Raw genomic sequence first — 24,344 nt, 5'->3', positions numbered from 1 at the left:
AGCTATATTACAGACTTTAGGCTAAAATATAGCTTTTGTCGGAGCACTTGATGATGCCGATTACACATCTTTTATTGGCTCTTTTAGTTGTTGTGATTTGGGGGGTAAATTTTCTTTTTGTTTCCATTGGACTCGAAGAGATTTCGCCTCTGCTACTCTGCTCACTACGTTTTTTATTTGCAAGTGTGCCGGCTATATTTTTTGTCAAAATTCCCCAAACCTCATTCAAAGAAATTGTCCTGTACGGTTTTGTCATGTTTGCTTTGCAATTTGCGTTCTTATTTATTGGTATGAATGTTGGTATGCCTGCTGGAATGGCCTCTTTACTCATGCAAACGCAGGTATTTTTTAGTATGTTTTTTGCGGTGATTTTTTTAGGCGAGCAGCCCAATTTAGGCCAGGTTATGGGGGCGCTGGTCGCTTTTACGGGGATTGGTATCGTGGCAATGCATTTTGATAGTGACATCTCTTTGCTGGGTTTTATTTTTATTCTTGCAGCAGCTGCGACATGGGGATTGGGAAATCTGATTACCAAGAAAATTAAAGGCAATAATGGCAACATGATGACAATTATTGTGTGGGGGAGTTTTGTTGCGTGTATCCCTATGTTTCTTTTTGCTTTGATGTTTGAGGGGACTGCGAGCTTTGTTTATACCTACGAACATATCAGTTGGCGAGGTATCTTGGCATTGTTGTATATCGTTTTTGCTTCGACTTGGATAGGTTATGGTGTGTGGAATTGGCTCATTGCACGTTATCCTGTGGGAATGGTTACCCCCTTTACCTTATTAGTCCCCATTGTTGCAATGGTTAGTTCGGCTTTAGTATTAGGCGAACCATTCCAGCATTGGAAGCTTGCTGCAGGATTATTAGTGATTGGTGGTTTGTGCATCAATATCTTGGGCGCTCGTTTTTTCCCGGTGAAGGCCCAGTCAGAAGCTGTTTAAGGTAGGATTTCATTTTATCTCACTTGCGGATAAGCCACGCTACGTTGCCCCCAGGCTACAATAGTATGGAGAAAATGATATATGATATGTTTTTCTTGCAACGTAGTGGCTTTAGATTGATGCACTCAAAAACCATAATATTATGCGCCGATGATTTTGGCTTGGATTCTGGAGTTTCTGAAGGGATTTTAAAATTAGTACGCATGGAGCGCTTGTCCGCAGTAAGCTGCATGGTCAATATGCCGGGTTTTATTCATCATGCCCAAGAACTTCTCTCTTTAAAAGAAAGTAAACACATTAAAATTGGTTTGCATTTTAATCTAACTGAAGGTTATCTGGCATCTGTCCCAGAAAAGTTGGGTTTTACTCTGCATGAATTGTTGATTAAGTCACATATGCGCTCGGTAAAACTATCGTTTATAGCAAAAGAATTTTTAGCTCAATTAGATGGATTTATAAATATCATGCAACAACCACCTGATTTTATTGATGGTCACCAGCATGTACATCAATTTCCCGTGATTCGCAATGTTATTTTAGATCTTTATGAACAAAGATTGAAACCTTATGGAACGTTGATTCGCTCCACTTGGCCATCTATAAATTTGCCACAAAGCCGATTTAAAGCAAAAGTATTGAGTGTTACGGGAGGTAAGGCATTACTGAAGCAGCTTATCAAATTAGGCATTCCTCATAATCGTTATTTCTCAGGCATTTATGATTTTGCCCCTGATGCAAATTATAGGGAGTTGTTCAGGACGTGGATGAGTTTAATTCAAGAAGACACATTAATTATGTGTCATCCCGCGGAAAAAGTGAACCCTGCGGATCCTATCGCCCATGCTCGTTTGAATGAGTTTAATTATTTTTTAAGTGATGAATTTTTAAAAGATTGTGATGAGTTTCAGGTTCATATGGCCCAGCAAGAAAATTCGTAAGCGCCCCTCAAGCAATTTAGGGTAAATTTACGCGCCTATTTTTTTTATGTATTATCCTTTTTAGGACTTATGAGCTGTTTGAATAAAAAGGAATAAAACCTTGAGTGACTTTTTTTGGGTCTCCTTCGGAGCGATCTTTGGGGCGAATTTACGTTATTTAGTAAGTCGTTTTTCCGTCAAATATTTATCAGCAGATATTCCTTTTGGAACATTTATTGTGAATCTTACAGGAAGCTTCATCCTGGGGTTTTTTATGGCCTGGACTTTAGAGCGAGTAGATGTTGATCCACGATGGCGATTATTTGTAGCAGTCGGATTTTGTGGTGGTTATACAACGTTTTCAAGTTTCAGTTACGAAACCTTTGTGCTGTTAGAGCAAAGTGATTACGCACTTGCTGCACTAAATATTATTTGTAATAATGTTTTTTCAATAGCAGCAGTTATTGCGGGCGTCGTGCTCGCTCGGGCAATCTGATATGAATCATGTAAAAGTTTCTGTCTATATTAACGAAGCAGATAAATGGCAACATCGTCCTCTGCATCTCGAACTCTTAAGCATGCTTGATACCAATGAAATTGCAGGTGGTACCGTGTTGCGCGCCATTGCTGGATTTACACGTGGAGGTCCTGTTGTAACTACATCATTGGTTGATATAGGGAGCAAACTTCCTTTAGTAGTCCAATTCGTTGATACAGTTGAAAAAGTGGATGCTGTATTACCCAAAGTGCAAGAAATGGCTGGAATACGCCTCATCATCCGTGAACCTGTAGAAGTGGTTAATGGTAGTTACCCTGGGGGTTAATGAGCTAAGCTTTTTTGCAGCTCATGTATGATGTGCATTAAAAATCAATCATCTTTTCTCAATTTAAAAACCCAATTTGGTGAATATTTATTCTTTTTTGCGTGATTCATTGTAAAAAATCTATTTGTATACTATTATTATCTATAAATAGAGGGTTAAAAACATGAATCATTTACATTTGGCTCCGTTTAATACAGCTCAAGACATAAGTGAAGACGTTCTAAAACGTAATACCCAGAATGTCATTGCACTTTTTAAGCATTGGCAATTAAGAAATGAAGAAGAGTGCGAACTGTTAGGTGGTATAAGTCCTGCGCAACTTGCCAAATTTAAGCGAGGGACGGCTCATATATCGGGTAGAGATACCATTGAACGTGTCGGTAATCTTTTGGGAATTCATAAAAATCTGAGAATTCTTTATCCATATAATCGCGAAATCGTTTATCAATGGATAAAAGGAAGAAATTTAAAGCTCCATAATCTGCGTCCTTTGGATGTTATGCTTGAGCAAGGCTATATAGGAATTGCGCAAATAAGACGGCTCACTGATTTTATGCGAGGTCAATAAACGTGTCTTTATTTGATACTGCGAGGGAATACGCACAGGATATTTTTAGAAACATCAGAGGCATAAAAGTATCCCAGGATTTATTTGATGATCTCAGCGATGATCCCATCAATTGGGAAGCCGCCAATACTATAGAAAGCCATACCCATCCGGTGTTAACCCAGCAATCGTTAATTCAGCGTGGATTTGATTACAGTAAAAATGATTTTATTGATTACCCATTTGAAAACATAACCAGCTCACGTTACAGCGATGGCTCCATTGCGTGCTGGTATGGTTCAGAAACATTAAACACAACGATTTATGAAACCCGATATCATTTTGTTCAGGAAATAAAAGATTCCTGGGACATTTTTCAAACTCAAGATACGGTCATTATTGATAGGCGAGTTGCAAAAGTATACTGCCAGGGATTGGGGCTGGACCTAACAGAAAAAAAAGAAGAGTTTCCTTGGTTAATTGATCCGACTAATTACACGCAATGCCAAGAAATAGGTAGAAGGGTAGCTCAGGAGGGGCATCCTTTGTTGATTGTTCCATCAGCAAGGCAGTTGCAAGGAGTTAATCTCGTTGTTTTTAATGCGAACTTACTGTCTAACCCTAGAGAATATTGTCGCTTACAATATGTCTTTGACGTAAAAAAGAAGAAAATTCAATGCATTCGTGGTGAAAATGAAATTGCGCTTGCACATGGTGACGTGGATATTTAAAGCAATACACTTCACCTTATTCAATGACTCAAAAATACCTAAACGTAGGCTGGGGGCTAATCACTAATGAATCTACCGACAGGCCCAAAATCTGGAGATGATAAAGCTATAAACAGAAACAAATCCCAAAACGAGAAATAAAGCAAACAGGTAATTCAAACTGGTGTAGCGTAAAAGTAAGAAGTAAAGTATTTCATTAATGATTCCAGCCGAGGCTGCTACGCCAAAGAAATGAGGCAAGCTCAAAATTTTTTCATCATGTAACTGAGAAAAAGTAAGGTGTTTATGCCCCAAGAAACTGACATTAAAAGCAATTAAAAAGGCAAAAACATTGGCAGTGAGTGCTTGTAGCTGCATAAAATTCACTAAATTGAATACCGTAAAGAGATGTATCAAAGCAGCAGTGCCACCTATACCGGCAAAATAAATTAGCCTATGCCCTAATTTAAGTTGAGCTGTCATCAAAACTGGATTCCTCATCAATAACGTAATGGGGTCTATGTTTGACTTCATCAAAAACGCGACCAATGTATTCACCTACTACACCCAGAGCAAAGAGTTGTAAGCCACCAAAAAAAGTAATCGTTGTGACTATAGTTGCCCAACCAGGGGTTTCTATACCGAATATCAAGGTACTGGTTACAATCCAAATTCCATACAATATGGCTAAAGTTGCAACACCAATTCCGCCAATCGCAATCATCCGTAATGGAAAGGCAGTAAATGAAGTAATTCCCGTGATTGCTAAATCTAAAAGCGAGTAAAAATTCCATTGTGAAGTGCCTGTCTTACGCGGTTGGACTTCAAAAGGAATGGCAACTTGTTTAAAACCGACCCAACTGTATAAACCCTTCATAAAGCGATTGCGTTCGGGTAGCTTTTGCAGCGCTTTAACAATCTTGCGATCCAACAGTCTGAAATCGCCGGCGTTTGCAGGGATATTAATCCGATTTATTCGCGACGTCAGTTGATAAAATGCTTTAGCGCAGGTCCTTTTTAGCCAAGACTCATTAGTACGGTTTTGCCGAACAGCATAGACCATATCATAGCCTTCCTCCCATTTGGCAAGAAATTGACTGAGGAGTTCCAGAGGATGTTGGAAGTCAGCATCCATGATAATCACCGCATCACCTTGAGCATGGTCAAGGCCTGCACTTATCGCATTCTCCTTGCCAAAGTTCCTGCTAAAACGAATGCAGCGCAGAGAGAATTGTGCCCTTAATTGTTGAATGATTGTCGGCGTATTATCCTGGCTACCGTCATCCACAAGCAGTATTTCATAAGCGTAACCAAGTTTTTTTAGCGTATCAGTTAATGCCGCAATAAATTCGGCTATGCCTGCTTCTTCATTGTAAACCGGAACAACATAGGAGACGCGTTTTGTATGATTTATTGGTTTGGACATGTTTGGATTTAGTGGTATGCAGCTACTTTAATATGCGCTTATATTAACCCGAATTGAGAATTCTCGTAAGTGAATTTAAATTTTTTTTCTTATTTGGAAATAAGCTGCTAGTATGGGTATCCTGTTTGGGCTTTAGCATTATGGACTTATGAAGCACATTGATTTCGATGCATTATGGAGTAGTTCGAAACAACCAATTTTTCTGGATGAAAAAGTTGCTAAATATTTATTTAAGCAAAATGAGAGTGTAAATTTTCTACCCACACTATTTGATAGCCCATTTCCAGTAAAACTGTCAAAATCAAAAGTAAGTATTTTTAAGAAGGAACCTAAATTTACTTTTAGTCACAGCTTGGTTCTTTCAGGTAAAAATCAATGGCATATCGTTGATAACACCCGCAAAGGTCGAGGTGGTTTTGCTACCGTTAATGAATCAAAATATAAAATCGTGGTAACACATGACGCCAAAAAGAAGCATTATCAAGCAGAACTCATTCCTGTAAACGATGTGGTCAAGGTACAGATTCCATCTAAAGAAACCCCCTATTCCGTGCTATTGCAGAGAACAGGAAAAGAAGCGCTTAGGCAAAAAAAGCATGGGGTGAACGTTGTTGCTGTTGTTGGGGCCGGAGATAGAGTCATTACAATCCTTGAGGATTGTGGGATCAGTCTGGATAAGCTGTTGCCTTTTCAGCCCAGTCACAAATATTCGTTTCAGTTTCGCTTGGCAGTCGCTGCGCACATAGCCAGTGAAATGCTGTTATTACAACAAAAAGGTGTGGTACATCGCGATCTTAAGCCTGCAAACATATGTTATAAAAAGCTGGAAAATGGTCAATTTCTTATCATTTTCATTGATTTTGGCTTGGCCGAAGATGTTCATTCAAAGAATAATCTAATTTTTTCGGGAACACCTGCCTATATGTCTCCGGAAGTGATTCTTGGCAAAGGCACTACTTATCAGTCTGATATGTATGCTTTGGCTGCAATATTGGGTGAAATTTTCGGGGCCACAAATGTTTTAAAATATAAAGAATTAGCGGCAACTTTACCCGATTTAGCCGCAGCGTCTTATTGTTTTGATGGCTTATTTACAGGTTATAATGTATCTGAAATCGACCCTTATCTTTTAGACGATATAAAAACTTTACTCAAACATCTACAAAGTCAACAACCCAAAGAGCGCCCAACAATTGATGAACTGAATAAATTTCTAATTACCCTACCTATGAGAATGGATGTCTATAAAAATTTTAATGATAATTGGACGGAAATGGTCCGCCTCTTTAGAGAGTTTGAAGCCTATCACCAACAAATGAATTTGTTACAATCAAAACATGATTTAGTTCCATTTAGAGCGAACCTATTGGATGAAAAGAGTCCACTGAGCCATGCATTTAATCAGACCATGCTCCATAAACGAGCAAAAATTTATAAAAAAATTGCCACATTCGCGTTACCCCAATCTCATTACGCCTTGGCAAAAAGATTAATCAAGGAAAATCGAAGGGCAGATTTTGAGGATCAAGATAATCCTTATCCCAACGTGGAAAAAGTAATTCGCAAGTTGCAAAAGGAAAATTTGAAATTTAAAGAAGCAATGACTAGTTTTCAGGATTGTGTTAAAGGCCTTATGGACAACAAACAGTTAGCTAAGAAATTTACAAATACAAACAGCACCGGGATGAGGAAGATTGCCAGTATTTTATGTTCTAATTTATCACCTTTACAACAAATTGAACAATTACACAAAATTGGTCAAGTTAAGATTGCTCCCGGATTATTTTACTTTTTTAGCCATTCCAAAGTTGTGGGTAAAGGCCGACATCAAAATATAGAGGAACTTTATAAAAAACTGGCGCAAATTGATCCGCAAAAAGATCAAAAAGAGTATTTTGCAAAAAAACAATTGGATGAAATCGCACAATTTATTCAGGGTACGAATTCTTTTACGCATTAATTTAAATATAGTTCGTAGCCTGGGTACAGGGCAATATATTATCGGGCCAAGGCCCGACCTTATTCTAAAACCGAGAGATAATCACCAAGATCCATACCACAAGTGCATTAACAATGGTGATGAACACTGCCGCAGAACCTAGATCTTTTGCTTTTTTAGTTAATGGGTTCCAGGCGCGGTCAATGCGGTTTAGCGTGGTTTCTACAGCGGAATTTAATAATTCAGCGACCATTACGATGAGTAATGTGCTAATTAATAAAGCGCGTTCAACGGATGTTTTCCCGATAAAAAACGCAGCAGGTAAGGCAACAATGCTGACTAACAATTCAAGACGGAATGCAAACTCGTCTTGAAAGGCGGCTTTTAACCCTGCAAAAGAATAAAGACTGGCTTCTTTTATTTTTAAAATGGCTTTAACTATGAACTGAAACATGCAATTAATCCTACCACGTCATTTAAAACCTTTTTAGTTTGTCTGAGATTGCTGTACTTTTCAAATAGATATTCCATAATAAATTGCGTCCAAGAGTATTATGTACTTCGAGGCCATTGCAAAAAATGTGACTAGGGGTTTGGCATTGGAAAGTTATTACACAAGTTTGGTCGATTTACTGGAAAAAAAAACAGAGGACAATCCAGATTTCCCGCTCTATACGTTCATAGACAGAAAAATAAAGGAAAACAACAGTCTGACTTATAGTGAATTGGCGGAACAAGCAAAAAAAATAGCAAGTATTCTGTATGAAGTAACACATCCTGGCGCTCGTGTATTAATTCTTTATCCTGCTGGCCTTGAATTTATTGCGGCCTTTTTTGGTTGTTTGTATGCAGGAACCATTGCGGTGCCTACTTATTCTCCCACAACCAAAGATTGGGCTGAAAAACTCCAACAGATTATTAAAAACTCAGGGGCCCATGTTGTTTTAACTACAAAAGAGTTAATGCAGCAAAGCAAAAAATTAAATGAGCAACTCTCGCATGATGACGCACTACACTTCATCACTACGGAAGATTGGCTTAATGCAACGAATACATGGCATTATCCTAAGCTGACTGAGAATCACCTCGCCTTGTTACAATATACGTCAGGCTCCACTGGAACACCTAAAGGAGTCATGATCAGTCATGGCAATTTGCTGCATAATTTATTCGTAATCGGAAAAGCAACTGATATCACTCCAGAGGATATTAGTGTGTCTTGGTTGCCTCATTTTCATGATATGGGACTTATTGGCGGGATATTACAACCTGTCTTCAGCACAATTCCCGCAAAACTCCTGTCACCATTGGCTTTTTTGCACCGCCCGTCAATTTGGCTAGAAACCATATCACACTATCACGCTACGGCAACGGTAGCCCCCAATTTTGCTTATGACTTATGTACGAGTCAAACCACTGAAGAAGAACTCAGTCGATTGGATTTAAGCAGTTTGCAATTCGTAATGAGTGGTGCTGAGCCTATTCGTAAAGCAACTATCGAGCGCTTTACTCAACGCTTTGCTCGTTGTGGATTTTCGCCTGAGATTTTTTATCCGTGTTATGGGCTTGCTGAATCAACATTGATGGTTACTGGAGGGTGTCGTAAGCATGGAGTCAGCAGCCAATGTGTAGATAAAAACATGCTCAATCAGGGCAAAGTACTTTTTTGTGATGAAACACATCCTGATGCCCGCAGTGTGATTAATTGTGGTCAGCCCATTGATAGTTGTCATCTTGCGATTGTTAATCCCGACACGCTACAGGAGTGTCCGGAGAAAGTGGTTGGTGAGATATGGGTTGCGGGCAAGAGTGTTGCCCAAGGTTATTGGCAATTACCTAAAGAAAGCAAGCATTCTTTTAATGCGCGCATTGGGAATAAAGAACATTCTTTTTTACGCACGGGAGATTTGGGTTATCTTGATCGGGGGGCACTTTATGTAACAGGGCGCCTAAAAGATTTAATTATTATTCGTGGATGTAATTATTACCCACATGATTTGGAAGATGCCATTCATACATGCCATCCTCATTTACGTGCGCATTGTTGTGTCATTTTCTCGATAGAAGAAAATGATTGTGACTTATTGGTGGTTGTCCACGAAATTAAAAAGAACGTTCAGGTACTGAATTTCGAAGAAATTATCAGAACCTTACGCAACAAGTTATTGCAAACACATGGAATTGATGCCGATGTTATAGCGCTTGTCGGCCGTAATTCGGTTCCCAAAACCACTAGTGGCAAAACACAACGCCTGTTATGTAAGAAAAAATATTTAGAGGGTGGTTTAGATATTATCTGTATCGATAAGAACTCTGGGGATGAAATAGGGGAGCAGGAGGCTGATAATGCAGATATTATCCAGTTGTTCAAACCGATCTTCAATTGCGATATTACCGCAGTAGCTAAAGAAAAAAAATTAAGTGAATTAGGCTTAAGCTCAGTGAAGCTAGGACAGTTACATGATGTTCTTGTAACCCACGTGGATAAAGACATATCCATTGAGTTTTTATTAGGGGATCCCAGCTTGAGCGACATGATGGATTTATTCGCTACAGGCACCACAAAGCAGGAGGAACTACATTCTGCAATCGATTTGCTTGCTGAGTTTAATCAATATAAGAATATAAGACCTCATATCACGTGTGAGCCTAAACCGATACCACAACACGTGTTACTCACTGGAGCCACAGGCTTTTTGGGCGCTTATTTACTGCATGAACTACTAACCCATACCAATTGGCGCATTACCTGCCTTGTGCAGGCCAGTTCACTCACTGCAGGTATGAGCCGCGTGATTAAAAACATGGAGCATTATGGTTTATGGGATGTGGTTTTTCATGAGCGCGTTAAGGTCGTATTAGGTAATTTGGAAAAAAACAATTTAGGTCTTTTCCGACAAGATTGGGAATATTTGGCCGACACTATTGATCTTATTTTCCATGGTGCAGCAGTACTTAACTTTATCTATCCTTATCAAAAACTGATGGTCTGCAATGTGCTCGGCACACAACAACTCATTAAATTGGCCGGATATAAGCGTCTGAAAGCGCTGCATTATATTTCAACAGTGGGCTATTTTATGTCCGCTGATTTGGCAGATGAGGCAGTGATTCATGAACATAATGAGCTGGTACCTGAGGACGGAATTTATGGTGGCTATAATCAAACAAAGTGGTTGGCAGAACGACTGGTACTGCATGCACGCAGTTACAATATTCCAACGGTCGTGTACAGGCCCAGCTTGATTACAGGAGAAAGTCAAACGGGGCACTGGAACCATGATGATGTAGTATGTCGTATCCTCAAGGGCTGTATCGATTTGGGAGCTAGGCCCACACTGGATGTGGGGTTCAATTTTGTCCCTGTCGATTACGTTGCTAAGGCGATTGCTCATCTTGCCAAGGAAAAACCCTATCAGGTGGACACTTATCATTTAATCAATCCCCAAGAGGTTAGTGTAGCGCAATTATTTGGCTATGTGCAGGCGAAAGGTTTTAAGATAAAAGAGGTTGCCTACCCTGATTGGGAAAAAATGATTCAACAAAATAGTCGCCATCTGGATCATTCATTTTCTCCATTACGCCCCTTTTTTACGGAAAAAGTAGGACAAAAAGATCGGTCATTATTTGAGTTATATCTTCATAATAATAAAGCGAAAATTGATTGTACTTATACTCAAACTCAGTTAGCTGCACATGGAATTTATTGTGAAAAAATAGATGATGTTTTATTCAATAGATACCTTAATTATTTGTTGCAGTGCGGGTACTTAACGCAAATAACAGAAGCAGAACATAGTGATGGATAAAGTAAGTGTAGGCTGTTAAGCTCAGCTTACGCTTGGGATAGCATCCTGGTGCATGGATTCTTTATGCTATAGTTCTACAGGGGGTTATAGATAAGGACAGCGTATGACTCGCATTGAGCAAATTACATCACTGCCGCATGATGGGATTGATGTTTGTGAATGGGTGCAAGAGCATGGTTTCGGTTTATATGAGACTATGGGCGCGCGTCCAAGCCAAGAAGATGCTGCCTTTGCCTCTTGGTATACGCCAGATCATTTTAATTTGCTTGCCCCTCCAGAAATTGGTCGTCGTTTGTGGACCAGTTATCACTTGGTTAATCGTTCAGGTCATCACTTTATACATGGAGGTACTACAGCATCAACTACGGTATATGATGGGCAAGGCACGTTAATTACCGCAACTTTAGCCGATTCAGTTTCTTTTGCGGTGGTTTATGATACGCAGGAGCAGTTGGTCGGGGTGTTGCGTTTAAATAGTATGATTCATCATCCTCGATTTGAGTTAGATCGTATACAAAGTGCTGGTGGTGTTGTCTTTTTTGATCGCATCAACGGTCAGTTGGCAGTATCGCGTGCAATCGGCGATTTTGACTTTAATGCCCAAGTCGTTTGTGCTGATGCGAGTATCGACATCAATCCTTTCGATAAAATTTATGCATATCTCGATATTGCTGCAGAACATGTAGCGAAAGTGCAAATTATTGTTACGTGTGATGGTTTTACCGAACCTTTAGCTTCGCAGACCCAGAAAGAACATGAACAATGGCTTCTTCATTGTTTCAATAAAATATCATTTGTCAGCACACAACAGGAACATCTATTAGCAAAAGCGCTCGCTAATGAGGCGCTGGCATCGGGTTCACAAGATAATATTTCAATTGCCGTACAAACACTTTCTCCATCTGCTCCCTTTTTGATAGGGATTTATGATGGCCATGGTGGGAAAGATGCGTCACGGTATACTGCAGAGCATATTGGCTCCATTTTTGATTCTCAGTGTTCCTTAACTCAAGAAGCCTACGCACAGCAATCCTTGAGCGCGGATAAAAATTTCACCACATATTATCGAGATAATAAGGATCAGCAGTGGTATGAGTCTTTAGTTGCTGCTGAAAAAAAGAAAAGAGAATCTTGATACGATTACTTTCATTGACGCTCACGTTCGCGTCATGAGTTTCATGTTATAATTATATTTTTATGATTCTATGGAAGAATATTGTGCAAGAGTTTTTATCGATAAGCGTGTTGATTCTGTTAGCGGCAATTTCTCCTGGTCCTGATTTTGCCCTGGTTACTAAAAATTCCTTACTTTATTCAAGACGAGTAGGAATCTATACGGCCCTTGGGGTTTCAGTAAGTCTTTTAATTCATGCAAGTTATTGTATTTTAGGGTTGGCGATTGTTATTTCGCAATCATTGCTTGCGTTTAGTATTATCAAATATTTGGGGGCGGCGTACTTGATTTATATTGGTATCAAAAGCTTATTGGCCAAACGGGAAATGATGAAACTGGATGCTCATCATGCAACGCATTCGATTACTGGCTTGCAGGCTTTTAACCAAGGTTTGTTGTGTAATCTTTTAAATCCCAAAGCGATTATGTTTTTACTGGCTTTCTTCACTTTAGTTGTAAAACCAGGCCATTCTATTTTTACTGAGTTAGGTTATGGGGTAGAAATCGCGTTAATTCACATGATTTGGTTTTCCGGCCTTTCATATATGCTGACGCATCAGTATGTCAAAACCAACTTGAATCGTTTGCAGTATTATATTGTTAAAATTATGGGCGGATTACTCGTTGCTTTTGGCGTAAGAATAGCAAGCTTGAGTCATGCGGCTATGCTGCCTGTAGCATTAGCCGAGTAGTTTGATCACTGTTTCATGGTATGGGCTTCTATGCCCATACTTATCACTTCAGATACACATCCATCTTCGTGCACCTCACGGCTTTTTTTCAGTTACATAATAATTTGTTAAGAAACTATTTGTATAATAAATGCGCTCTCAGGGAGGATTAAATACAGAGCTCTGAGGTTGCGATTTTTTGATCAGTCCCCAAAAAGTGATGATAAAAAATCTTTCTTTAGCCTGGAGCCCTTGTGAAAGGCGTGCTGCCAGATACAAGGCGGTTGCGGTCTAAACATCTCAAACAGTGGACATTTCGATGACTTGGAGGTCGCGAAATCGTTTACGACATATCGTTATTTATTGCAATTCAATTTAATTAGAGGTTATCCATGGGCTTACATCATCAAGCGACAATCAAAGAAAAGAGAACGCACGGAGAAAGCGAAGTCTATAGTTTAGAAGTGCAAGGTGTTAGTCCAAAAGATTGTGGAAATGGCCAATACGTGGTTGTTCATGGGGGTAACAAACCCATTTATTTAGCGATTGCATCTGCTAAAAGTGATTCGTACATTAAGATCAGTCAATTGATGAAAAAAGGAGCTAAAAATTGTCTTTCTGAAAGCCTAATCGATTCGCATCTTGATATTGATGCTCCCTGTGGTAATGAATTTAAACCCACAGGGCAAAAAGTATTATTGATTTGTGCAGGCTCTGCAGAATCGGTTATGAGAAACATGTATAAAAATTTAATATGCGAAGGAAAAGAGGTCGCGGTTATTTATTCTGCAAAACAGCTTGCAGATCTCCCATTTCCAAAGTTAGTTTTGAAGCTGAATCAGGATGAGCAACACTATATTACATTTACAGAAGAACGAGACCATCGGTTTAAATCAGGCCGTGTTTCAGAACATTTAAAAACAAAAGCAATTGAGCCTGAAACCTCCATCTTTGTTTGTGGTCCAGTAGGATTTGAAAATGATGTCGTGAATCTATTACTTGCTAAATCCCATCCGGCACAAAATATTCATATCAGTCATTGGGGTAAAATCATTCCTGTAGACTCATCTGGTCTTGAACAACGAGGTTTTAAACGCCCACAGCAAGAACAAATTGTAGTAGAAGAACAAACAGCCTTGGCAACAGCATTACATCTATAGAATGCTTCCCACCCAATTACTATGTCCTGTGGCTTGTCCACGGAACGTAGTAATTAAAGAACTATACCGAAGTGAATGCGCTTACTAAAAAAGATTGGCCTGTTCATTGCCTTGCAGGGGAGCAGGTTTTTGCTCTGAATGACCCGAACGCAAAATAGCGATGAGGGTGAAGCAAGAACATGCCAAGATGTATAGTGCCGGCGCTTCAGGTGCTCCCAAGATATGGATGAGTTGCGTAAAGGCAAGTGGGGCAATACCCCCAAATAATGCGATGCCAAGGCTGTAACTGAATCCAACCCCTGAGTAACGTAAATGTGCGGGGAATGATTCACTAATAAGGACTACGTAGCTGCCATTGATCATGGCTCCAAACAAAGCAAAACATAATGTGAAAACCCAAACAAAGGATTCACCCAAATGATTGAGTCCATAAAAAAGTGGATAACAGGATAAAATCAAAAGTAAGGCCCCAGCTATCAGTAATTTTTTACGATTGTAGTGATCAGATAAGCTACCAAAGACGACAGTGAGTATCGCAAAACTTAAAAAGCTTACTAAATTAATCAAATAGGTATGTGTGATTGTGAGTTTGACTATAGAGGTAAGATACGCGGGTAAATACAAAAACAGTGAGATAATACTAGAAGAGACCGCGGTGAATAAAAATGCACGCAATAATTTTTCCCAAGATAAAGTCCACAGTCCCCAAAATGGTTGATGATGTAGTTTTTTTTCTTTTGCCATAGTAAGAAAAACAGGGGTTTCAATCGATTGTCTGCGAATAATATAGCTAATAACTCCTAAACCAAATCCAATCACAAACGGAATGCGCCAGCCCCACGACATCATTTGCTCTTGGTTTAATATGGAGGTAAGAATAAATCCTACTAAGGCGCCCAGACTATTGCCAAGGGTGATGCACATGAATACCAGGCCGATAGCAAATCCATGTTTTTTTTGAGGAATGTGCTCTATCGTAAATACTGCAGCTCCCGGAATTTCACCGCCCACAGAGAAGCCTTGAAGCAGACGTAAAACAATGAGGATGATGGGGGCGGCAATGCCAATGGATTGATAATTAGGCAAACACCCCATAAGCAGGGTTGCTGTTGCCATCATAAAAACAGCTAACGAAAAAGCAGATTTTCGACCAAATTTATCACCTAAGTGCCCAAATACCACCCCACCTATAGGCCGAGCCAAATAACCCAGTGCAAAGACGGCAAAAGTATTGATTAATCCAATAAGCGCATTGTTGTTTGTGAAAAAATTCTGACTAATGTAGGAGGCAAAGAGCGCATAAATCGTAAAATCATAAAACTCTAAAGCACCGCCAAGCGCAGTAAGGGTCACAATTTTATATTGAGCTTTATTCATGATTATTCTTTATCTGAGCTGAGCCCCATAATAACATGTTTTGTATGAGACACATTTTTTACAAGAAAGAAGGGTGTTGTCATCCCAGGATGTGTTAGGGAATTCGTTGACAAAGCTCAATAGCTGTAGGCTGGGCTGTTAAGCCCAGCATCTACTGAGTTAATTCGTATTCTCCAAAGTTCCATTATGAAACCTCACGGGAACCCCAATGAACAAGTGCTTATCCATTGGTCTTAAGAAAGAATTATTATTGGCATTGTTACATGCTGGACTTAACAGCCCAGCCTACAAGTGCCTTTTTTGTCAACGATTACCTAACACCTCATATGTCCCGGAATTTATTGATGCTGTATTTTTAAGTCTTCGTGGTTAGCAACGGTTTTATCACGATGCTCTGTAATTGACTGAAATATGCTTAATCGTCGTGATTTAGCCAGAGACGGTTGGGGGACAATCGGCGGTTGCTTTTCAACAAATGTTTTTGCATCTTGGACGAGTTGTTTAAAACCTTCGTTACAGTCTTCATTATCTAATTCTGGCGCGTAAATTTTAAAGAAAAATTGAGCTGTTTTTTCGGTGCCATATTTATTGAAAATGAGCCTTAAATGAGCGAAGTTAATATCAACCTTGTGATTTAGACTGGCGATGGCATCCATTTCAATATCACGAAGAAGTCTAAGCAATGGTGTTTTGGCTCGCTCTTTCGCATCCTCAATTAAAAAGCGCGTCATTTGGCCTTGTTCTAATGCTGGAATAAAATCCTCATTCCAAATAGCATTATCGGTACTGGATTTACTGTAGAGTAGCATGAGTCCAAAAATATGTTTGCAGAATTCGCTTAAAGCGACTGAGCCAGGTGCGTTCTCCTCAAACTTTAAAAATGATTTCTCAATAAGACCTAGAACAAATTCTATTTCCGTTTGAGGTCCTGTTACCATGCCTGCATGGAAAAAAAGGTTATTTAAAAAAATTTTTCCATCCTCTCTGTTCTCTGTAGGAAGGACCTGTAATAATTTACTCATTATTTCCACATACCACATAATTGATCACCATCATTTTAATTAATACATGGCGAACTATATGAAAACCGGATTAAGTGATTATTAGTTGAACATAGTAAAATTGCGATGGATAGTCCTTTAACTCCCAATAGACAACCAAATCGAATTGACACTTTTTGCAATATCTAGGGTTGAAAATTAAACCGCTGCAATTTTTTTGAACTAATATTGATACTAGGCGAGTACTGATTAGCGGTGCTTATCATGGATGTTATGGATAATTTAGACAGAAAAACGCGAATGCCATTGGTTTTTATCGGCCATGGTTGCCCTATGCATGCCGTGCAAACCAATAAATTTACATTGAGTTTACATGCATTAGGTAACAAAATACCGCAACCCAAGGCAATCGTCTGCATTTCAGCACACTGGCTAACTACAGGTACGTGGGTCACTCATATGTCTCATCCCAAAACGATTCACGATTTTTATGGATTTCCCAAAAAGCTTGTTGATATTTCATACCCAGCTCCTGGTTCTCCTGAAACGGCGGAATTGATTCAAAGGATTGTCAGCAAAACCCCAATTTATTTTGATGATACGCAATGGGGATTGGATCACGGAACTTGGTCTGTGCTGCGGCATATGTATCCGCGTGCGAATATTCCTATTATTCAACTGAGTATCGACTTAAAACAACCCGAAGAGTTTCATTATCAAATTGGCCAGCAATTACAATTGCTACGAGAACAAGACATTCTTATTATCAGTAGTGGCAATTTAGTACATAACCTTTCTAAAATTAGTTGGGAATGTAAATCAAAACCCTATGATTGGGCAGTTGAGTTTGACGAATGGATCAAAGAAAAGCTCATATCCAGGGATTTTGTCGCGTTGCGTACTCATTATCGTGATACAATTGCAGGACAACTGAGTGTGCCAACAACGGATCATTATTATCCTTTGTTCTATATCTTAGGCGCAACACACAATGACGATGAACTGGTGTTTATTTATGAAGGAATTGAGAACAGTTCTATATCAATGCGTACGTTTTTTTTTGGGGATAAATTTAAATAAAAAAACACTTAACTTTCTGATCTAATTAACAAATAATAAATAAGTTCTGTTCACGATTTGCTATCCTATGCCATCCTTCGCGACGTTCGGGATGACGAATAAACAGAATTTAAACTGAGTTAAAAGGAATTATAAAATGCAATCTCAAATGGACACACCTCATATTCAATTAGCAATCATGTCACGCTGGTATGTGGTTTCACGAGCGTTACATGCTGTAGCCAAATTAGGTATTGCAAATCATCTTGCCTCTGGACCTAAACGAATTGATGAGTTGGCCAAACTCACCGAAAGCAAGCCCGAATTATTGGATAGAGTATTAAAATTTCTAACGAGTTATAATCTATTTAATTTCGATAATAGTTTTTATTCGTTGACTGAATTATCCAATCCGCTTCGGGATGATGATCCTCATTCCATGCGTGATGTGTTATGTATGGTTGATGATATTTGGTGGCAAGCCTTTTCGCAATTAGATACCAGTCTTAAGACTGGAACGCCTGCGTTTGAAATACAACATGGCGATGATTTTTTTAGTTTTCTTAGCGAACACCCAGAGAAACAACAAAATTTTGATAGAGGGATGGCAAAGCTATCTTCTTATGATGAAAAGGCAATTAGTAGTGCATTCAATTTCTCTACTTTTTCCAGCATAGTCGATATGGGTGGTGGACGCGGTGGACTTTTAAAAGCCATCACTGCCCAACATCCTGAGTTAACCGCAATTCTTTTTGACACCCCGGCAGTGATTGGCCAATTGGATCCCCATGCTTTTTCCAACAAAGTTAGCCTACAAGAGGGGGATTTTTTTGCGACAATACCGCAAGTAGATGCCTATATATTTAAAGGCGTTTTGCATGATTTTAATGATGAAATGATGCATAAAATATTAAAGAATTGCGCACAACAAATGCCTCAACATGCTACTTTGTTTATTGTGGAACAAGTCATGCCCGATGACAATAAACCTCATCCCAATAAAACGATGGATCTGGTGATGATGGTTTTATTAGGTGGCAGACAACGGACCTTATCTGAATGGCAAAAATCAATTGAGCCCACAGGATTTACCTTTAAAAACAGTTATCCAACAAATAGTTTATTTACTTTGATGGAGTTTAAACCTAAGACGTCAATGTAGTCTGGGTGCAGTGCAACGGAGTCCGGGTTTGCGAACATGAATGAATCTTGCGATCCCGGGTTACGGCTTTGCCTTCACCTTCACCCAGGTTACAAAGCATCCGGTTCATTATTCAGGATGTAGCACCGAACAAAAAATATGTTGTGGATCATACTGTTCTTTTAATTGCATCCACGCATCATACCGTTCCTCGAAATGATTTTGCCAAAATGTTTTATCCGGGGTATCACCTAAGTATCCAGACAAATAACGTTTGCCACCTTGGGGGAGCAAGAGTGCATCCAAGCGTTTAATAGTTTCCAAACAACTTGGAATTAATGCTGTTGGCAAACCTGGATTCAGGATCATCAGTGCAAAAATCTCTTTGTCTTTGGGAAGTTGGAAAAATCCACTAGGGCCAAGCGGAGCAACGCGTGCAATATGGACTACGGTAGCATAGTGTAATGGTAAAGTTGCTAATAACTCTTCCAGATTTTCCAATTGTGCAGCGGATATAAAACACTCATACCATGGGTGTTGCAGCTCCCATTGGCCCGTCATTTTCATTGCATTAAAGCGTGAATCATGACGATGTAAATAAGACTGAATGGATTCATCCTGGATATGTAGGAGTTGCCAAGGCTTTAATCCCCAGTGAGTAAAATCAGGAAGCTCGCTATCATATTCTACAGAGACATGCAGTGCATAAAACCACTGCGCAAAAGGTAAACGGCCTTTTTCTGATAGTTTTGCCCCTTGTATTGCGGGTGTGCAAAAGGACTCCACATAATCAGCGTTTGTTTGACACAAAAGCAAGTCATCAAGCCATTGTTGCTTATCTAAATAAAGTAAAAAGAAGGTTCTAACATTTTTTAAACAAGGTCTTAATGCAATGCACGCTTTAGTGATAAGGCCAAAACGTCCTTGGCCCCCCAAACACGCTTGCGTGAGCGGCGATTTGTTTTCTGTTTGTAGTATTTCTCCATTGGCTTGCATCACGTCTAAGGCTTTTACATGTGCAACAACGCTGCCATATTTGAATGATGCAGCACCTATTCCCCCAGCAGAAAGCACCCCACCAACGGATAAATTACAATTATGAGGGAGCACATAAGGAACCATGGACTGTTTTAACGAGTGCTCTAATAAAGAAGACCAGGTGGTATTGGCTTCGACCCAGATCGAATCGGCATCAGCTTCTGAGGCCTTGTTAAAGTGTTTCATACTTAAGATTAGTCCACCAGGAACTGCAAGCGCTTGTCCGCTTTGGCTCAAGCCATTGCCACGAACAGTAATCGGCAATTGATGCTCATGGGCATAGCGTATCAATGCTTGGGCTTCTACAATGGTTTTAGGTTCGAAGACTGCAACAGGATTAGAGTGTATTAGTTTGCCAAAATCTTCTTGAAATAAAAAAAGCGAGTGCTCATCGCTGAGCACCGCTTGTCCAAACGCTTTTTTACACTGCTTTATGTGAAATGAGTTCCACTGGTTCTTTATTTGCGGCATCTTGATGATTCCTTTGTTTTGCCAATTCGAGTCTTCGATTACAAGCAATAATCAATCCATCAAACATCTTGTTAAACGCATCATAGCAGCGGTCTATCATTTTTAATGCTTCGCGTCGAGTTTGGATTGGTACTGTTCTTGCAAACAAAGAGCGTTCCATTTCTTCTTCAAACAAGGCATGAGCCATTTCTACTTCCAAGTGTGATGAAGAGAAATATTTGAGGTTTTTATCTTCGCCTGTTTGTTTTACTTGTTTGGAAACTTTTTCAAAGAAAACGTGTCCTGATGATTCAATTGTTAAAAGGAGAACAATATTGAGAATTTCATCATTTGATTTATACACCTCAGCTAAAATAGCATAGGCGGCATCACGAGTTAATTGAGTTTCTTTGCTATAAAGCCAACTTACATCATTTGTATCGTTTGTTGGATCAATATTCACTGCTTCCATATATTTTTTATCATGCAGGAACCATTTTTCATGGCCAGCATCTTCGAGTCTGTGATGACGAGCAACTTTTCTTAAATAAGGGTCGTTTACTCGTTCTTCGTTTATTCTTAATATATCTTGAAAGGTCATAGCCCAAAAGGTCAGTTCAGGAACAAAGTAGCTCAATTCTTGTAAGCTGTTTAATTGTTCAAGTATTTCAAAAAAAGGATGATTCATGAATTCTTGTTGTTTGGAATCAATATAATCTTGTATGATTTTCATAGCCATCTCCATGAGAATAATTTGTTGGACAGTTTTAACAATGCATGCCGCATACCAACTTTTTTTCTCTTTTTTGTGCAAATAACCTGAAAAATGAGTATTTAGACTTTCTTTTTCAGCAATAAAGTGCACGTCCGCCAATAAAAATGAATAAAAAATCACCTGTTTGTCAAATTTTTGACAAAGCAATCCCTTGAATTTTTTAACTTACTTTAAAATTCAGCTTAATTATGCCAATTTTTTGTCATATTGTTTAAGTTCTTTCTCTACTTTATTCCAATCAATCTCGTCAATTCGCTCCACTTTGTCGCATATTTTGTTTAAAAATTTTGCCTGTAACTCCCCATGCGCTTGTGCTTCAGCATATGGGGTATTGGTAAACATTACCAAAACGTGTTTTGAAACATAATCCTCTGGATATCGATGCATTAATTCATGTTCCAGTTGTTTCTTTAAGTTAAATTGTTTGTCTCTGATGTCGGTTTGAATTTCATGGAAGTTATCCATAGACATTTGTGCTACCGCATCAGTATTGACTTTCCTTGATTGATAAAATGCCGGCAATACTTGCATCCAGTCATCATGATATTGATTCAGCAGCTCATTCAAAATACGACAGTCTTCAAACGCACTATTCATTCCCTGACCAAAAAATGGGACTACGCCATGCGCCGCATCCCCTATTAATAGGCATTGATCTTGGTAATACCAAGGATCACATTTTATAGTACTCATATTTCCGGTAGGATGTTGCGTAAATTCTGTAAGTAAGTTGGGCATTTGCGCATAAGCATCTGGGAAGGACTCTTTGAAAAAAGTATTGATTTGCAATTCATTTTCCAGTTCAGCAAAACTGTTTTTTCCTTCAGAGGGCAAGAATAAGGAACCTGTAATTGACTGGTTCAAATTGGGATTGCCTAATAATAAAAAGGCATCTCTAGGCCAAAGATGTAAATGCTCGTGAATGAGGCGATTTTGCGACGGCGCGCCAATGGAAAGCTCTTTATACCCATAAGGTAGAAACGTACGTGATGCATGCACCAAATGCTTTGCCTGTAATTGTTCCCGAACGCATGAACCCGCACCATCAGCACCAATTAAAAGCTCATAGCTGTGTTTTAAGAAGCTGCTATTTTGTAGTTCAAAAGTGGCAATTTTTTTATCCACATCCAAATCAATAAGTTTCGTGTTGAAATTGAGTTTTACCTTAGGAAATTGTTCTAATTCGTTAAGCAATAACATGTTGAGTTCATTGCGTTGAATTGCATTAATGTATTCATTATGATGTCGTCCGAACGATTGAAATTTAACAGCTCCTTCAAGCTCATGTATCGCACGTGCACGCATAGGCACCATGAGTTTTTTCACCTGCGGCATGATACCCACACCTTCCATGCCAGTAATACCACGGCATGACAATGCTAGGTTAATTGAGCGCCCATCATCTGCAAGCAAGAGCCTTAGATCGGGTCGTGCATCAAATACTTCTAGTTTGTAATCTCTTTTTGCCAAATAGAGTGCGAGTAAGGTCCCAGCCAAACCCGAACCAATAATGGTTACTTCTTTCATTCCAATCTCCTTAGAACGATCGCAGCCATAGGTGAGGTTAGGGATAAAATCCAGATTGTATAAAACAACCGGATATACCCGCATGATATGGCTATTTAGGAAAATATCCCTTCTCCCTATAAGGGTGAAGAGGGCGGATGAGGGATTCGTTCACCTCTGCCTCTCTCCCACTTGTGTGGGCGTTGAGCTTTCCAATAGCGCAACCGGTACCTAAATCACCTTAGACACAATTGCTACGACTGTTTTTTTTATTTAAATCAATTAATTCAACATAAAAACTCTTAATATATCACAACATAATTTTTACCAGCAAAAATCATACCGGTTTGAGAAAGAGCCGGAAATTTAATTTAAACGGATGACAGAGGTACTGTGCACTGAAGTTAGGATAGTTTGAATCAAGCAAACATAAGCTAGACTGTTAAGTCGGCGCTTGCAGAATTAATTCTTGTTTTTAATAGTGATTTTAAAAACTCTTGTAATTCAAAAAGGTGAGGATACCTCAAAGAAAGAGACTTTAAATGTGAGCTATAATAAAATTACTTAATTCTTCAGGTTTTTGTGGCATTGCAAAATAATAGCCTTGGGCGTAATCACAACCATGTTGCACAATAAATTCACGTTGTAAATCTGTTTCTACTCCTTCAGCGAGTACTTCCAAATTTAAACTGTGGCCCAAGTTGATGATTGCACGTGTAATGGCGGCATCATTTTCTCGATTGACTAGCTCACTAATAAATGAGCGGTCAATCTTTAATTTATCAACTGGAAATTGCTTGAGATACGATAGACTGGAATAGCCAGTACCAAAATCATCAATGACTAATTTGGCGCCCATGTCTTTTAACTCATACATGGTTTCAACCGCATGTTTTACATTATCAACAAGCAAACTTTCAGTAAGCTCCAATTCGAGGAACTTGGCGGGCAAGCCTGTTTCAAGAAGGATTTTTTCAATAACTTCAGATAAATGAACTTGACGGAATTGTCTGCCAGAAATATTGACTGCGACAGTTAACTGATCATAGCCTTGAGCATGCCAGCGCACGAGTTGGCTGCATGCTTCTCGTAAAACCCACATACCAATATCAAGAATTAAGCCATTTTCTTCGGCCATGCTTATAAAATCATTGGGTGGGACATTGCCTAAAATATGGCTGTGCCAACGTAATAAAGCTTCAAATCCAATAATTTTATTCGTCGTTAAATTAATAAAGGGTTGGTACACCAGATGAAATTCATTTTTCCTGAGGGAATCACGTAGCGCATTATCAAGTTGCATGCGATTAATGATGCGCATGTTCATTTCTTTATCATAGGTGCGGAACGTATTACGACCACTGTCTTTGGCATGATACATCGACAAATCAGCACTCTTCATTAAGGACTCATAATCATCACCATCCTTAGGGAAATAGCTGATGCCTATGCTGCCAGTCACTTTTAAATTGTGCTGATCAATCTGAATGGGTTTGGAGATTGAGGTGAGAATTTCTTCTGCCTTTTGTTGGGCTTGCATTTCAGTTGCAACATCTTGTAGTAAAATCACAAATTCATCGCCGCCTAAGCGACAAACGGTATCAAAATCATCCGTAGCAATAAGCAAGCGGTTGGACACCGCCTGTAATAATCGGTCGCCAATGCTATGTCCCAAAGTGTCATTGGTCATTTTGAAGTGATCCAGATCAAGGAATAAAAAGCCTAACAGAGAACCTTTTTTCTTTGCTTGTAAAATGGCTTGATCCACACGGTCAATTAATAAAACTCGGTTAGGTAATTCAGTGAGTGAATCATGAGTTGCTTGTTGAATTAATTGTTGTTCCATCTCACGACGTTGACTGACATCGTTAAG

General features: G+C 39.2%; 22 protein-coding genes. 13 read left to right on the top strand and 9 right to left on the bottom strand.

The annotated features are described in order from the left end of the window. Positions 1-53 precede the first annotated feature (53 nt). The 6 genes from BGO44_RS17530 (at position 54) to BGO44_RS17505 (ending at position 3,966) form a co-directional block, all read left to right on the top strand. On the top strand, positions 54-947 hold the full coding sequence (locus tag BGO44_RS17530) for an EamA family transporter (protein WP_058511688.1): 894 nt from the start codon (positions 54-56) through the stop codon (positions 945-947). A gap of 116 nt (positions 948-1,063) precedes the next feature. Then, complete coding sequence (locus tag BGO44_RS17525; RefSeq protein WP_273201239.1) at positions 1,064-1,885, top strand: ChbG/HpnK family deacetylase; 822 nt, start codon at positions 1,064-1,066, stop codon at positions 1,883-1,885. Between the two features lie 100 nt (positions 1,886-1,985). Further along, complete coding sequence (gene crcB / locus BGO44_RS17520) at positions 1,986-2,360, top strand: fluoride efflux transporter CrcB (protein WP_058510511.1); 375 nt, start codon at positions 1,986-1,988, stop codon at positions 2,358-2,360. A 1-nt stretch (position 2,361) separates the two neighbouring features. After that, positions 2,362-2,688 (top strand): DUF190 domain-containing protein, encoded by a 327-nt coding sequence (locus BGO44_RS17515; protein WP_058510510.1) that lies wholly within the window; start codon positions 2,362-2,364, stop codon positions 2,686-2,688. Between the two features lie 163 nt (positions 2,689-2,851). Next, positions 2,852-3,256, top strand: a complete 405-nt coding sequence (locus tag BGO44_RS17510; protein WP_058510509.1) for a hypothetical protein — start codon at positions 2,852-2,854, stop codon at positions 3,254-3,256. 2 nt (positions 3,257-3,258) lie between these two features. Then, positions 3,259-3,966: an RES family NAD+ phosphorylase gene (locus tag BGO44_RS17505; protein ID WP_058510508.1), complete on the top strand. Its 708-nt coding sequence runs from the start codon at positions 3,259-3,261 to the stop codon at positions 3,964-3,966. A 72-nt stretch (positions 3,967-4,038) separates the two neighbouring features. On the opposite strand, the gene BGO44_RS17500 is transcribed toward BGO44_RS17505, so the two are convergent. Next, complete coding sequence (locus BGO44_RS17500; protein ID WP_058510507.1) at positions 4,039-4,428, bottom strand: GtrA family protein; 390 nt, start codon at positions 4,426-4,428, stop codon at positions 4,039-4,041. Beyond that, on the bottom strand, positions 4,412-5,371 hold the full coding sequence (locus BGO44_RS17495) for a glycosyltransferase family 2 protein (RefSeq protein ID WP_058510506.1): 960 nt from the start codon (positions 5,369-5,371) through the stop codon (positions 4,412-4,414). The genes BGO44_RS17500 and BGO44_RS17495 overlap by 17 nt, the downstream gene beginning before the upstream one ends. Positions 5,372-5,519: 148 nt before the next feature. On the opposite strand from BGO44_RS17495, the gene BGO44_RS17490 reads away from it, so the two are divergent. Then, on the top strand, positions 5,520-7,331 hold the full coding sequence (locus BGO44_RS17490; RefSeq protein WP_273201230.1) for a protein kinase domain-containing protein: 1,812 nt from the start codon (positions 5,520-5,522) through the stop codon (positions 7,329-7,331). Positions 7,332-7,395: 64 nt separating this feature from the next. Here BGO44_RS17490 and BGO44_RS17485 read toward each other — a convergent pair whose 3' ends face one another. Next, entirely contained in the window at positions 7,396-7,764 is a 369-nt protein-coding gene (locus tag BGO44_RS17485) for a diacylglycerol kinase (protein ID WP_058510504.1), read from the bottom strand. Positions 7,765-7,864: 100 nt separating this feature from the next. Here BGO44_RS17485 and BGO44_RS17480 point away from each other — a divergent pair, with 100 nt between their 5' ends. From BGO44_RS17480 to BGO44_RS17465, 4 genes are all read left to right on the top strand, one after another. Beyond that, complete coding sequence (locus tag BGO44_RS17480; protein WP_273201226.1) at positions 7,865-11,119, top strand: thioester reductase domain-containing protein; 3,255 nt, start codon at positions 7,865-7,867, stop codon at positions 11,117-11,119. A gap of 103 nt (positions 11,120-11,222) precedes the next feature. Continuing rightward, positions 11,223-12,254 carry a PP2C family serine/threonine-protein phosphatase gene (locus BGO44_RS17475; RefSeq protein ID WP_273201223.1) on the top strand — a complete coding sequence of 344 codons (1,032 nt, stop codon included), beginning with the start codon at positions 11,223-11,225 and terminating at the stop codon, positions 12,252-12,254. Positions 12,255-12,337: 83 nt separating this feature from the next. Beyond that, a complete protein-coding gene (locus BGO44_RS17470; protein WP_058510501.1) occupies positions 12,338-12,985 on the top strand; it encodes a LysE family transporter in 648 nt (215 codons plus the stop codon). 371 nt (positions 12,986-13,356) lie between these two features. Further along, positions 13,357-14,124, top strand: coding sequence for a ferredoxin reductase domain-containing protein (locus BGO44_RS17465; protein ID WP_273201221.1), 768 nt, complete (start codon positions 13,357-13,359; stop codon positions 14,122-14,124). Positions 14,125-14,208: 84 nt separating this feature from the next. On the opposite strand, the gene BGO44_RS17460 is transcribed toward BGO44_RS17465, so the two are convergent. Both BGO44_RS17460 and BGO44_RS17455 read right to left on the bottom strand, forming a co-directional pair. Further along, positions 14,209-15,501, bottom strand: a complete 1,293-nt coding sequence (locus BGO44_RS17460) for an MFS transporter (RefSeq protein ID WP_273201219.1) — start codon at positions 15,499-15,501, stop codon at positions 14,209-14,211. Positions 15,502-15,839: 338 nt separating this feature from the next. Next, on the bottom strand, positions 15,840-16,523 hold the full coding sequence (locus BGO44_RS17455; protein ID WP_273201216.1) for a hypothetical protein: 684 nt from the start codon (positions 16,521-16,523) through the stop codon (positions 15,840-15,842). 243 nt (positions 16,524-16,766) lie between these two features. Between BGO44_RS17455 and ygiD the strand changes: the two genes are divergently transcribed. Both ygiD and BGO44_RS17445 read left to right on the top strand, forming a co-directional pair. Continuing rightward, a complete protein-coding gene (ygiD, locus tag BGO44_RS17450; protein ID WP_273201214.1) occupies positions 16,767-17,582 on the top strand; it encodes a 4,5-DOPA-extradiol-dioxygenase in 816 nt (271 codons plus the stop codon). Between the two features lie 136 nt (positions 17,583-17,718). After that, positions 17,719-18,723: a methyltransferase gene (locus tag BGO44_RS17445; RefSeq protein ID WP_273201212.1), complete on the top strand. Its 1,005-nt coding sequence runs from the start codon at positions 17,719-17,721 to the stop codon at positions 18,721-18,723. Positions 18,724-18,831: 108 nt separating this feature from the next. Here the strand turns inward: BGO44_RS17445 and BGO44_RS17440 are convergent, their stop codons facing one another. The 4 genes from BGO44_RS17440 to BGO44_RS17425 form a co-directional block, all read right to left on the bottom strand. Continuing rightward, positions 18,832-20,211 (bottom strand): FAD-binding oxidoreductase, encoded by a 1,380-nt coding sequence (locus BGO44_RS17440; RefSeq protein WP_273201209.1) that lies wholly within the window; start codon positions 20,209-20,211, stop codon positions 18,832-18,834. Next, positions 20,162-20,923, bottom strand: coding sequence for a hypothetical protein (locus BGO44_RS17435; RefSeq protein WP_273201207.1), 762 nt, complete (start codon positions 20,921-20,923; stop codon positions 20,162-20,164). The genes BGO44_RS17440 and BGO44_RS17435 overlap by 50 nt, the downstream gene beginning before the upstream one ends. 228 nt (positions 20,924-21,151) lie before the next feature. Then, positions 21,152-22,492, bottom strand: a complete 1,341-nt coding sequence (locus BGO44_RS17430; RefSeq protein ID WP_273201205.1) for an FAD-dependent oxidoreductase — start codon at positions 22,490-22,492, stop codon at positions 21,152-21,154. A gap of 517 nt (positions 22,493-23,009) precedes the next feature. Next, positions 23,010-24,344 (bottom strand): putative bifunctional diguanylate cyclase/phosphodiesterase (locus BGO44_RS17425; protein WP_286823456.1); only part of this gene is annotated, 1,335 nt, incomplete at its 5' end.

This window comes from Legionella sp. 39-23, assembly GCF_001897665.1.
GTDB lineage: Bacteria > Pseudomonadota > Gammaproteobacteria > Legionellales > Legionellaceae > Legionella > Legionella steelei.
The sequence above is the reverse complement of the archived record's forward strand: the minus strand, read 5'-3'. Positions and strand labels throughout refer to the sequence as shown.